This window comes from Jannaschia pohangensis (genome assembly GCF_900113875.1).
In the GTDB taxonomy this organism is placed as follows: domain Bacteria; phylum Pseudomonadota; class Alphaproteobacteria; order Rhodobacterales; family Rhodobacteraceae; genus Jannaschia; species Jannaschia pohangensis.
On the sequence record NZ_FORA01000003.1, the window covers coordinates 402,232 to 414,316 of the forward strand.

Here is a 12,085-nt window from a genome sequence, read left to right on the forward strand (position 1 = left end):
CAGCTTCATGTTGCAGTCGCGCGGGGATCGTCATCGTCCAGGATCACATCCCTGCGCGGCATTTTTTGTCGTCTCTCTCAAAAGACATCGCGACGCTGGCAAAGCAGCTGTGGCGGGGCAAATCTTTGAGCCCCGCAAATGCGCCGCCACACCGAGAATGCCCAATCTTTGGGCGCTGCTACGCGACCTGCCGTTTTTTACGCAACGCCACGGACGGGCTTGACCCCGCGACAGCCCAAAAATGCGGCAGTCCGGCCAGACCTGCGGAATCACTGCCCGCTATGTGATGAGGAACAGCGTGATCGCCGGGAAGGCCACAAGGATGGCGACCCGCACCAGATCGGTGCCCACGAAATACATGACCGCGGCATAGGTCCGAAGCATCGGCGTGCTGCGGTCCATCGCGTTGATGACGAACAGGTTCATGCCGACCGGCGGGGTGATGAGGCCGACCTCCACCACGATCAGGGTCAGGATGCCGAACCAGATCGCCACCTCTTCGGTGGTCATGCCGAAATCGAGCGCCGTGATGACCGGAAAGAAGATCGGGATCGTCAGCAGGATCATGGAGAGCGAATCCATCACGCAGCCCAGAAGCAGGTAGAAGATCAGGATCACGATCAGCACGGTGATCGGCGCGAAACCCTGGGCCACGACCCAGGACGACATCTCCTGCGGGACCTGCGTCAGGGCGAGGAAGCCGTTGTAGATGGCCGCGCCCAGGATGATGAAGAAGATCATCGCGCTGGATTTGGCGGTGACGGTGAAGCTTTCGATCAGGGTGCGCCCGTTCAGCCCGCCGTTGGCAAAGGCGATGATCCCGGTGCCCAGCGCGCCCACGGCCGCGCCTTCGGTCGGGGTGAAGATGCCGCCATAGATGCCGCCGACCACGGCCACAAAGACCAGAAGCACCGGCCAGACCGCCGCCAGCTGGCGAAAGCGCTGCGACATGGGAATGGCATCGCGGGTGCCCGCCGCCGCCGGGTTCAGCCGCACATAGATCGAAATGGCGATGACATAGCCAAGCGCCGCCAGCAGGCCGGGGATGAAGGCCGCCAGGAAAAGCTTGGCGATGTTCTGCTCTGTCAGGATCGCATAGATCACCAGCACCACCGAGGGCGGGATCAGGATGCCGAGCGTGCCGCCCGCCGCCAGCGTCGCGGTGCTGAACCCGCCGTCATAGCCATAGCGTTTCAGCTCCGGCAGGGCGACGCGCCCCATGGTCGCCGCCGTCGCCAGCGACGAGCCGCAGATCGCCCCGAACCCCGCGCAGGCCCCAATGGCCGCCATCGCGACACCGCCCCGCCGATGGCCCAGAAACCCCTCGGCCGCCCGGAACAGCGCCTGTGACATGCCGCCGAGCGTCGCGAAATGACCCATGAGGAGGAACATCGGAATGATCGACAGCGAATAGCTGGAGAACGTCGAATAGGTCTCGTTCTTCAGGCGGCTGAGCGCCATGACATTGCCGCCGGTCACGAAGTAGAGGCCCGCGACACCGACGACGAACATCGCAAGGCCGATCGGCACGCGCAGGAAGATCAGCGCCAGCAGAGCCGGAAAGCTGTAGAAGCCGATTTCAAGCGTGCTCAATGGTCTGCCCCGTCCGACGCCAGGATCGGCAGGCCGGTCAGCAGCTCCGCCACCCGCACCGCGGCGACATAGACGCCGACCACGGCGGACACCACGGCCCCGGCCAACGCCCCCGCATAGGCCCACCAGATGGGAAACTGGATCAGATAGGTCGTCTCGCCGTAGCGGGCCTTGGCCTGCGTTCCCTGCCACAGCTGCCAGGCGATCAGGATCAGGACGCCTGCGAACAGAAGCGACCAGAGCACCGCCAGAACCCGGTTCACCCGCGCCCCGAACCGCGCGGTCAGCACGTCGACGCTGGCATGTCCGCCCGTCAGCTGCGTGATCGGCAGGAAGGCGAAGACAGTAAAGGCCATACCGGCCTCGACCAGTTCGAAATCGCCGTTGATCGGTCCGAGGCCCCAGGCCAGCAGGGTCTGGGACAGGGCCGTCCCCGAAAGGGCGTCGGAATACATCAGACCGTTGAGGAAACGTCCCGCGATGCTGGCGCAGCTCATCAGGATCAGCGCCGACAGGACGATCCCGCCCAGGATCGCCATCACCCGGGCCAGCGCCTCGATCATCCGTGCCAGCATGTCCTACCCCTTGCCCCGCAACGGGGCCGCGCCGATCCGGACGCGGCCCCGATGTCGACGTCTAGCGTCAGCCGTCGTAAGCGTCCATCAGAGCCCGCGCCTCGTCGATCAGGGCCTGACCGTCGATGCCGCGTTCGGCCATTTCCGCGACCCAGGCCGCATAGACCGGGGCCGAGGCCTCGACCCAGGCCTGCGCATCCGCCTCGCTGACCGTGACGATGGAATTCCCGGCATCGACCGCGACCTGGCGGGCCGGGCCATCGGCCTCCAGCATGACGCCACCCGCGAAGACCGAGAAGTCCAGCCCGGAATTGTCGTCCACGATCTGGCGCAGATCGTCCGGCAGCCCGTCATAGACCCCCTTGTTCATGGCCAGAACGAAGGTCACGTCATAAAGGTAGTTGCCCTCAAATTCGGTGTGATGCGTCACCAACTCGGGCACCTTCAGCGATCCGGTCACCTCCCACGGAATCGTGGTCCCGTCGATCACACCCTTGGACAGCGCCTCGGGGATGGCGGGCACGGGCATCCCGACGGGCGTCGCACCGAGGGTCTCCAGAAGCTGGTTGACCATCCGCGACGCGCCCCGGATCTTCTTGCCCTGCATGTCGGCGGGGGTCACGATCTCGCTGTTGGCATGGATCATGCCGGGCCCGTGCATCCAGGCGCCCAGGACCTCGACACCCTGAAATTCGTCGCGCATCCGGGTGTCGAACATCTGCCAATAGGCCGAGCTGCCGGCGCGGGCATCGCTGACCATGAAGGGCAGCTCGAAAACCTCGGTCGACGGGAACCGACCGGGCGTATAGCCGACGACGGTCCAGACAACATCGGCCACACCGTCGATGGCCTGATCCATCAACTCGGGCGGGCTGCCGCCAAGCTGCATGGCCGGAAAGCGGTCGATCTTGATGCGCCCCTCGGACGCGGCCTCGATGTTGTCGGCCCAGACATCCAGGATCAGGCGGGGCACATTGGCCTGCGCGGGCAGGAACTGATGCAACTTCAACGTCACGTCCTGTGCGGCGGCGGGCAGGGCCGCCAAGGCCAGCGCGGCGCCGCCCAAAAGGCGCGCCAGCGTTCTGCGGTCAATCATGTGTCATCCTCCCTGATGATCTGTCGCGGCGACCCCTTTCCGGGATCTGCCACGCCCGACATCACCACACATCCGTGCGCCATGCAAAACCAGATGAAGCGAAAGGCGTCTATTGCCGCCCTTCGCGAAGCCAGGCGAGGGTCGCAAGGCTGGCCGCCAGCAGCAGGAACAGCCAGGCGGGCACCAGCGACAGGATGCGCACATCCGCCGTCAGATAGGCCTCGCGCGGGGTCCAGCCGATCCAGCCACGCCCCGCCGCCTGCCGCCCGGCACGAACCGAGCGCAGATCGAAGGACCCGGCCTCGATGGCCAGCGCGCCGCCCTCCTGCGCTGCGACCGCATTCGCCAGGACAGCATCGGTGGCGATGGTTTCGACGAATTCGCGGGGTGCTGCGGGGCCCAGGCCGATGACGGCGGTCCGCTCCCCTTCGACCAGACGGTAAAGCCCCTGCTCCGCCCCGACGATCCGACCGACGAAACGGCCCGGTGCCTCTTCGGTCAGGGTCAGCTCCGTTTCGGTGCCATCGGGCGCGGTGACCGTCACGGCCCCCGGCGCATCGCCCAGGGTCCGGCGCGTCACGGTGATCTCCTGACCCAGGGCCACGGCAGTCAGCGCCTCTTCCTCCAGCTCAGGCTCCTGCATCAACCAGTGGGCCAGACGACGCAGCAGTTCCGCCTGCGGCCCCCCGCCCTCCAGACCCCGGTCCCAGAGCCAGACGTGATCCGACCCCAGAAGGGCGACACGACCGTTCTTCACCCGGTCGAGAACAAGCAAGGGTTCGTCGTCAACGCCGGTCATCAGGACTTCGGTGTTCGGCAGCGCCTCGACCTGGACCTGACGGAACCAGCGGCCCCAGGGCGCGCCGTCCACGCCGAAATCATCGGGCAGACCCTCGGTCACCGGATGCTTTTCGCCGGTCTCGGAAATCGCGGGCGTGAACGGCTGATCGATGACGATGGCGGTCGGGCGCGCGGGCAGGATCGGCGACAGGGGCGAGCGATAGAGACTGTCGGCACTGGCGAAATCCGGCCCCGCCGCGATCAGCAGCGCGCCGCCCTGTTCGACATAGTCGCGGACATTCTCGAAATAATTGCCGGGCAGGATGCCGCGCCGTTGATACCGGTCGAAGATGATGAGGTCGAATTCGTCGATCTTCTCGGAGAACAGCTCCCGCGTCGGAAAGGCGATCAGGCTCAGCTCGGTCACCGGAACCCCGTCCTGCTTGCCCGGCGGGCGCAGGATGGTGAAATGTACCAGGTCGACGGCGCTGTCGGCCTTCAGAAGGTTGCGCCAGGTCCGTTGGCCGGGGTGCGGCTCGCCGCTGACCAGAAGGACGCGCAGTCGGTCGCGCACGCCGTTGATCTGGATGACGGCGGCGTTGTTGCGGTCGGTCAACTCGCCCTCGGCCTCGGGCACGCGGAATTCGATGACGTTGAGCCCGCCATGCGGCAGCGTGATCGGCAGTTGCAGATCCTGCCCCACGGGCATCCGATAGGCCCGGGGCTGGCCACCATCCACCGACAGGACGATATCCGCCTCGGTGCCGGCATCGGCGGGCACGTCGCCCTGATCCTCGATCCGCAGGGTGATGGTGAATTCCTCGCCCAGAATGGCGAAGCTCGGCGCGTTCGACACGATCAGGCGGCGGTCCCAGTCGCCTTCCCGGCCCGTCCGCAACAGGTGCAGCGGCGCGGGCAGGTCGGGGGCCTGGCCCGCGTCATGCACCTGCCCGTCCGAAATCACGACAGCCCCGGCAACCCGGTCGCGCGGCACTTCGGCCATCAGCTCCGACAGAGCGGCCATGGCCAGCGTGCCCTCGTCCCCCTCCCCGTCGCCGACCCGCGCGATGCGGGTGTCGAGCCCGTCACGCGCCGCTTCGGCCATCAGGGTGGCCAGCGCCTCCTCGCTCTGGACCGCGCGATCCGACAGACCCTGACTGGCGCTTTCATCGACCACGACCAGAAGGATGTCGGACAACGGCTCCCGCTCTTCGGTCTGAAGCGACGGATCGGCCAGCGCCAGGGTCAGCACACCCACGGCAAGCGCGCGCAGCCACCAGCCCGGCAAGCCCCGCAGTGCCGCCAGCAGGCAGAGCGCCAAAGCCACGCCTCCGAGGACGGCAATCACCGCCCAGGGCAACATCGGATCAAAGAGGATCTGGCGTGTCATCTCAGTTCCCCAACCGGTCCAGAAGGGCGGGCACATGCACCTGGTCGGATTTGTAGTTCCCCGACAGGACGTGCATCACCAGATTGACGCCGAAGCGATAGGAAATCTCGCGCTGCTGTTCCCCGGCAAAGCCACGCCCGACCGGCAACAACGCACGCCCCTGCGCATCCACGGCCCAGGCGGCGGCCCAGTCGTTGGCGCCGATGACGACCGGCGTGACCCCGTCGTTCAGGTTGCGGAACGGCATGCCCTCGACCGCCTCGACCTCGGGGCTGGCCTCGACCCAGACCTCGCGCGAATTGTAGCGGCCCGGGAAATCCTGAAGCAGATAGAAGGCCCGCGTCATCACGTGGTCGGCGGGCAGGGGTTCCAGCGGCGGAATATCAAGCGGGGCGGCCAGATCGCGCAATCGCTGCGACGCGGGCGAGGAGGAGCCGAAGCCGCCCAGGTCCGCATCGCGGGTGTCGAAGACGATCATGCCGCCGCCCCGCAGATAGCGGTTCAGCCTGGCATAGGCCTCGTCCGACGGGATCGGCTGGCGTTCCGTCACCGGCCAATAGAGCAGCGGCAGAAAGGCCAGTTCGTCGGTCTCGAGGTTCACGCCGCGCGGGGCCGAAGGCTCGATCGAGGTGCGCTGCGTCAGCACAAGGCTCAGGCCCAGCAGACCCGCCTCGGAGATTTCGTCGATCCGCGCATCGCCCGTCTCGACATAGGCAAGCGAGACCTCGGTCGGGACCTCGAAGCCCTGATCCTGAGCCCGCGCCTGGCCCGGCGCCAGCGGCAGCGCCAGAAGCACCGTCAATGCCGCCGTGCTGACGCCCCGCCGCAACCGGCCGCCAAGCCAGAGCGACGCCAGCACATCCAGCGTCAGAAGGCCAAGGGCGAAGGCCAGCAGATAGGGCATCAGATCGGTCTCCTCGGACCCTTCCAGCCCCTCGACCACTGTGCCCGTCGGCCAATCGGCGGCGGCAAGCGTGGCATCGGGGCCAAGCACGTTGAGGGCCAGGCTCTGTCCCGGCCCCTCGTAAAGACCGGCAGGCAGGGCGCGCGACGGCACGGCCTCGACCAGATCTTCGCCCGGCACACCGGCCAGCGTGCCCGCATCCCGCGTCGTCCCAAACCCGTCCAGCACCATGCGCGGCACCCAGGTGGTACCCGCCATCGCCTCGGGGTCCATGGCGGCGGGGCGTGTCGAAATCGCCAGCCGCTCCAGCATCTGCACGAACAGACCCGACAGCGGCAGGGTCGACCATTCGGCATTGGCCGTCACATGGACCAGCACGACCTGCCCCTGCCCAAGCGCCTTGCGCGTCATCAAAGGCGTGCCGTCGGCCAGCGCGGCGATCGTGCGCTCGGCCAGCGTGGGGTCGGGCTGTGCGACGATCTGACTGGTGACCGAAACCTCATCCGGGACCGGCAGGCCGAAGAAGGGCGAGGCTTCGTCGAAGGGGCGCAGCGCCTTGGGCTCACCCCAGCTGAGGGTTCCGCCGACCGTGCGCCCGCCCGACCGCAGGCGCACCGGCATCAGCGCATCCTCTTCGTCCCGGCTCAGGTCCGAGGCGGCAAGACGCGGCCCGGCAAAGCGCAGGAGCAGCCCGCCAGACTCGACCCAGGCGATGACATCCGCCGTCTCGCCCGGCGACAGGCGGGCGACATCGGCCATGACCAGAACATCCGGCCCCGCCGGCAGCAGTGTCGCCAGATCGCCCTCGATCAGGTCCGCCGTGGGGGCCAGCGCGTTGCGCAGATAGAAGAGCGGCGACAGCAAATCCTGCGCCTCGTCCTCGGCCCGGGTCAAAAGGGCGACCTCGCGCCGCGCCAGACTGTCATCGGTCAGCGAGACCGCACCGGCCGACCGCTCGCCCACTACCTCGAACCGCTGGACGCGGTTGCGCAATTCGGGCGGCAGCGACAGCGTTACCTCGGCGGCATCCGCGCCGGCCTCGAAGATCGCAGGCGCGTTGCCCAGTTGCGTCAGCCCGCCGTTCGGCCCGGGCCCGATGGCGGCAATCTCCACGGCCTGCTCGGGGCCGCCGCCGACCCGCAGGGCCCGCAATTCGATCACCCCGTCGACATAGCGCGCGGGCGTCAGGCCCAAGATCGGGCGCGACCCTTCCAGAACGCGTGCGGACAGGGCATCGCGCCCGGGCCGGTCCAACCCATCGGACACCCAGACCACCTCTGCGCCGTCCACGTCCAGCGCGGACAGCCCGTCGTAGTCGGGTGCGCGCGCCTGCGGCAGGATCGACGGCAAACGCTCAACCCAGGCGGCGGCGGATTGCCACGGAATGTCATCGGGTAGATCCTCGGTCAGGGGCAGCACGGCGGCCAGACGACCGGCCCGCGCCGCATCCCGCAGCAGCGATTCAACCCGCTCCATCCGGGCGGGCCAATCGCGGGCCGAGGCCCAACTGGCATCCATCACAATGAGCAGCGGGCCCGTCCCGGTGCCCAGGGCCCGGGGATTCAGGATCGGCCCCGAGAAGCCCAGGATCACCGCCGCCAGCGCCAGCGTCCGCAGCAGCAGCAGCCACCAGGGCGTCGTCGCCGTCTGGCTTTCGTCGTCCTTCAGCCCGAGCAGCAGGACGATGCCGGGAAACCGCCGCCGGATCGGCGCGGGCGGCACGGCCCGCAGCAGCCACCACAGGATCGGCAACAGGACAAGCGCCAGCAACAAAAGCGGCGTGGTAAAGGCCAGATCGGTCATCTGCGCCGCTCCAAAGCGGTGTAAAGCGACAGCAGCGCCGCCTCGGCGGACCGGTCGGTGTGGTGCAACTGATAGCGCCAGCCGGTGCGCGCACACAGGTCGCGCAACGCCGCGCGGCGCGCCGCCAGCCGCTCAAGATAGTCGTCACGAAGCTGTCCGGCCTTCAGTGTCTCGAACCGGACGGCCCCCGACATGCTCTCGAACAGGGTGCGCCCGTCGTAGGGAAAGGCCTCCTCCTCGGGATCTAGGATCTGAACCAGGACACCCTGCACCCCCCGGTCGGCGGCCGCGGTCAGCGCTTCGACCAGCGGCTCCACCGGCCCCAGGAAATCCGACAGGAACACGGCCCGCGCCCCGAAGGGCATGACCTGCGGGCGGGGCGCGCCGTAGTCGGGAACGTCGCCGCCCTCCATCAAGGCATCGGCAATCCGGATGAGCTGCGCCTTGCCGCTGCGGGGTGGCTCCGGCAGGGCGGCAAGGCCCGTGCGTTCGCCCCCCTTCACCGCCAGCACCGCCAGCGCCAGTGCCAGCGTCTGCGCCCGGCGCAGCTTGGACGGCCGCCCCTTGGAGGCAAAGGCCATCGAGGCCGCGTCGTCCACCCACAGCATCAGCGATTGCGCCGCCTGCCATTCGGTCTCGCGCACAAAATGCCCGTCGCCCCGGGCCGACTGCCGCCAGTCGATGGAACGGCGCGCATCGCCCGGTTGTGCCGCGCGAAACTGCCAGAAGGCATCGCCCGGCCCGGCCCGCTTGCGCCCATGCTCGCCGAGAAGAACGGTCGCGGCCAACCGCTCGGCCCCCATCAGGAGGCCGGGCAAGGTGGCTGCGGCCCCTTCGGAGCGGGCGCGGAGCGTCGCCGGTGTATGGAGGGTATCCGCCACGGCGGTCAGGCGGCCTTCTCGACCCGCGCCACGCGGCCCGCGACCTCGTCGATGACATCTTCCAGCACGATCCCTTCGGCGCGTGCCGCAAACGAAAGCGCCATCCGGTGCCCCAGAACGGGACGCGCCAGACTGGCCACATCGCCCGGGTCGGGCGCCAGCCGCCCTTCGAGCAGGGCCTGCGCCCGCGCCAGCAGCATCAGCGACTGCGCCGCGCGGGGGCCGGGGCCCCATGCGACATGCTTGCGCACGACCTCGGGGGCATCGGGATCGTCCGGGCGGCAGGCACGCACGAGATCGAGGATCAGGTCGACGACACTGTCACCAACGGGCATCCGGCGGACGATCGACTGCGCGGCGATCAGCGACGCGGGGTCGAAAATCGTGGGCGCCTCGGCCTCCGCACCGCCGGTGGTGGCCAGCACGATGGCCCGCTCGGTCGCGCGGTCGGGATATTCGACGTCGATCTTCACCAGGAAGCGATCCAGCTGCGCCTCGGGGAGGGGGTATGTCCCCTCCTGCTCGATGGGGTTCTGCGTGGCCAGAACGTGGAACGGCGCGGGCAGCTTGCGGGTCTGGCCCGCGACGGTCACTTCCCGTTCCTGCATGGCCTGGAGCAGGGCCGATTGGGTGCGCGGCGAGGCGCGGTTGATTTCGTCCGCCATCAGAAGCTGCGCAAAGATCGGCCCCTCGATATAGCGGAACGCCCGGCTTCCGTCGCCCGCCGTCTCCAGCACTTCGGAGCCCAGAATATCCGACGGCATCAGGTCGGGGGTGAACTGGATACGGTTGCCGGTCAGGCCCATTACCGTCGACAGCGTTTCGACCAGCCGCGTCTTGCCCAGACCGGGCAGACCCATCAAGAGTGCGTGACCGCCACAGAGCATCGCGGCAAGCGCCAGCTCGACGACCCGATCCTGACCGATGATCCGGGTGGCGACGGCCTTGCGCGCCTCGCCAAGACGTTCGCCCAGGGTTTCGATCTCGTTCAACAGGTCTTCGGCCATTGCAACACTCCCGCGCGGCTTATCTTATGCTCTACTTATGGCTGACGCAGTTGAGGGCAAAGGGCAATGGCTGAGCAAGTTCACGTGACCGGGTCGGCGGCGTCCCTCATCGCGGCGGCGACGTCCGCCAAGGGGGCGCCTCCGGTGCATCTGTGGGATCCGCCCTATTGCGGCGAAATCGATATTGTCATCAAGCGCGACGGCACATGGATCCACGAGGGAACACCCATCGGGCGACCAGGCCTCGTGCGGCTGTTTGCCTCGATCCTGAAGCGCGAGGGCGAGCGTCATTTCCTGGTCACCCCCGTCGAAAAAGTGGGCATCAAGGTCGAAGATGCGCCGTTTGTGGCACAGGATTTCGAGGCGGCAGGGGGAACCATCACCTTTTCGACCAATGTGGGCGACACCGTCGCCGCAGGGCCCGACCACCCGATCCGCGTGGTGCTGGCCGCCGACGGCGAACCGTCGCCCTATGTGGAGGTGCGGCGCGGGCTCGAGGCGCTGATCGACCGCAAGACCTTCTATCGCCTTGTCGATCTGGGCCACGAGGAAGACGGGCAATTCGGCGTCACCTCGGGTGGCGTGTTCTTCCCGATCATCGACGCCGCGGCCCTGCGGGTCTGAGCGTGTGCGCAGGGGTCGCCCTGCACGCCGGGAGGTTGTCCCCGGCCCCCACCCTGCGAAGATGCGACGACTTGCCCCACGAAAGCCCGATACCATGATCCCCGCCCGCTTCGCCCCCGTCCTCTTCGGCCTGATCCTGTCGGGCCTGATGTCCCTTCTGGTGTCGGGCGTGGCGACGTTTCGCGCCCTCGGCCTGATCGATGGCTTCATCGGCCTGTGGCTCGGCGCGTGGCTGGCGGCCTGGGCCATCGCCTTCCCGGCGGTCCTGATCGTCGCGCCGATCACCCGGCGCCTGGTCGCCCGCCTGACCGCCCCCGCCGCCTGACCCGCAGGGGTCAGCGTCGAAACGGACTGGGCCGCAGGTCCCGGGCGGCGCTGTCGACGACGTTGGCGATCCGCCGCGCCCGGGTCGGCTGTGTCTTGGCCATCTTGATCCATTCGAGCGTGCCGCGCTGCACGTGGCGCGGCCAGCCGTCCCAGACAGGCCGATGTCGTCCCAGGGCCTCGGCCAGGTCGGGCGGCACGACGCCCGCCTCCACGTCGTCCAGAAAGCTCCACATGCCATTGGCCTTCGCGGCGTCGATCCGGGCCAGCCCCGCCGGTGTCATGGCCCCCGAGGCGATGGCCGTTTCGACCAGCGACTTGTTGAGCGCCGACCAGGCGGATCCGGGCTTGCGCGGGGCCACCAGATGGGCGGAGCGGTCTGCGTCCACCTTTCGGACCACCGCATCGATCCATCCCCAACAGAGCAGTTCCTCCACGACTGCGATCCACGGCAGGTAATCGGGATGATGCTTGCGATAGGTTGCCAGCCAGATCGCCCCTGCCTGTCCGTGATGATCCGCCAGCCAATCGCGCAGGACCGCACGGCTGGCGACGGTGATGAGCGGCCGGTCGGTCACAACGCGCGCCACTGCCCCGGCGGCAAACCCTCCAGCGTCCACTCGCCCACCGACCACCGGATCAGCCGCAGCACCGGCAGGCCGACATGCGCGCACATGCGGCGGACCTGGCGATTGCGTCCCTCGGTGATCGTCAGCTCCAGCCAGGCGTCTGGCACCGTCTTGCGAAACCGAACCGGCGGGTCGCGCGGCCAGAGCCAGTCCGGCGCGGCGACCTCCTCGACCATCGCAGGTCTCGTCGGCCCGTCCTTCAGCGTCACGCCCTCGCGCAGCGCGGCAAGGGCCGCCGCCGAGGGCGTGCCTTCGACCAGGGCGAAGTAGGTCTTGGGCGTGTTCGAGCGGGGCGAGGAAATCCGCGCCTGCGCCTTGCCGTTATCGGTCAGGATCAGCAGCCCCTCGCTGTCGCGGTCCAGCCGTCCGGCGGCATAGACCCCGGGGATGTCGATGTGATGTTTCAGCCCCGGCCACTGGCCTTCATCGGTGAACTGGCTGAGGACGTTCATGGGCTTGTTGAAGGCGATCAGCATGGG

11 protein-coding genes are annotated in these 12,085 nt (G+C 68.1%); 2 read left to right on the forward strand and 9 right to left on the reverse strand.

Features of this window, described 5'->3' with window-relative positions; genetic code table 11:
* Positions 1 to 279 precede the first annotated feature (279 nt).
* From BM002_RS13090 to BM002_RS13120, 7 genes are all read right to left on the reverse strand, one after another.
* Positions 280 to 1,593, reverse strand: coding sequence for a TRAP transporter large permease (locus BM002_RS13090; RefSeq protein ID WP_092781778.1), 1,314 nt, complete (start codon positions 1,591 to 1,593; stop codon positions 280 to 282).
* Positions 1,590 to 2,168 (reverse strand): TRAP transporter small permease, encoded by a 579-nt coding sequence (locus BM002_RS13095; RefSeq protein ID WP_092781781.1) that lies wholly within the window; start codon positions 2,166 to 2,168, stop codon positions 1,590 to 1,592. The genes BM002_RS13090 and BM002_RS13095 overlap by 4 nt, the downstream gene beginning before the upstream one ends.
* A gap of 67 nt (positions 2,169 to 2,235) precedes the next feature.
* Complete coding sequence (locus BM002_RS13100; protein WP_092781784.1) at positions 2,236 to 3,264, reverse strand: TRAP transporter substrate-binding protein; 1,029 nt, start codon at positions 3,262 to 3,264, stop codon at positions 2,236 to 2,238.
* 109 nt (positions 3,265 to 3,373) lie between these two features.
* Positions 3,374 to 5,434, reverse strand: a complete 2,061-nt coding sequence (locus BM002_RS13105) for a hypothetical protein (protein ID WP_092781787.1) — start codon at positions 5,432 to 5,434, stop codon at positions 3,374 to 3,376.
* A 1-nt stretch (position 5,435) separates the two neighbouring features.
* A complete protein-coding gene (locus BM002_RS13110; RefSeq protein WP_092781790.1) occupies positions 5,436 to 8,141 on the reverse strand; it encodes a DUF4159 domain-containing protein in 2,706 nt (901 codons plus the stop codon).
* Positions 8,138 to 9,022, reverse strand: a complete 885-nt coding sequence (locus tag BM002_RS13115; protein WP_245749246.1) for a DUF58 domain-containing protein — start codon at positions 9,020 to 9,022, stop codon at positions 8,138 to 8,140. The genes BM002_RS13110 and BM002_RS13115 overlap by 4 nt, the downstream gene beginning before the upstream one ends.
* 5 nt (positions 9,023 to 9,027) lie before the next feature.
* Positions 9,028 to 10,029: an AAA family ATPase gene (locus tag BM002_RS13120; RefSeq protein WP_092781796.1), complete on the reverse strand. Its 1,002-nt coding sequence runs from the start codon at positions 10,027 to 10,029 to the stop codon at positions 9,028 to 9,030.
* Positions 10,030 to 10,095: 66 nt separating this feature from the next.
* Between BM002_RS13120 and BM002_RS13125 the strand changes: the two genes are divergently transcribed.
* Positions 10,096 to 10,653: a DUF1285 domain-containing protein gene (locus tag BM002_RS13125; RefSeq protein WP_092781799.1), complete on the forward strand. Its 558-nt coding sequence runs from the start codon at positions 10,096 to 10,098 to the stop codon at positions 10,651 to 10,653.
* Positions 10,654 to 10,747: 94 nt separating this feature from the next.
* Complete coding sequence (locus BM002_RS13130) at positions 10,748 to 10,978, forward strand: DUF2798 domain-containing protein (RefSeq protein WP_092781802.1); 231 nt, start codon at positions 10,748 to 10,750, stop codon at positions 10,976 to 10,978.
* Between the two features lie 10 nt (positions 10,979 to 10,988).
* Here BM002_RS13130 and BM002_RS13135 read toward each other — a convergent pair whose 3' ends face one another.
* Positions 10,989 to 11,555, reverse strand: a complete 567-nt coding sequence (locus BM002_RS13135; RefSeq protein WP_139212371.1) for a YdeI/OmpD-associated family protein — start codon at positions 11,553 to 11,555, stop codon at positions 10,989 to 10,991.
* The gene (locus BM002_RS13140; RefSeq protein ID WP_092781808.1) at positions 11,552 to 12,082 is read right to left on the reverse strand and encodes a pseudouridine synthase; all 531 of its coding nucleotides are present in this window, start codon (positions 12,080 to 12,082) and stop codon (positions 11,552 to 11,554) included. The genes BM002_RS13135 and BM002_RS13140 overlap by 4 nt, the downstream gene beginning before the upstream one ends.
* Positions 12,083 to 12,085 lie beyond the last annotated feature (3 nt).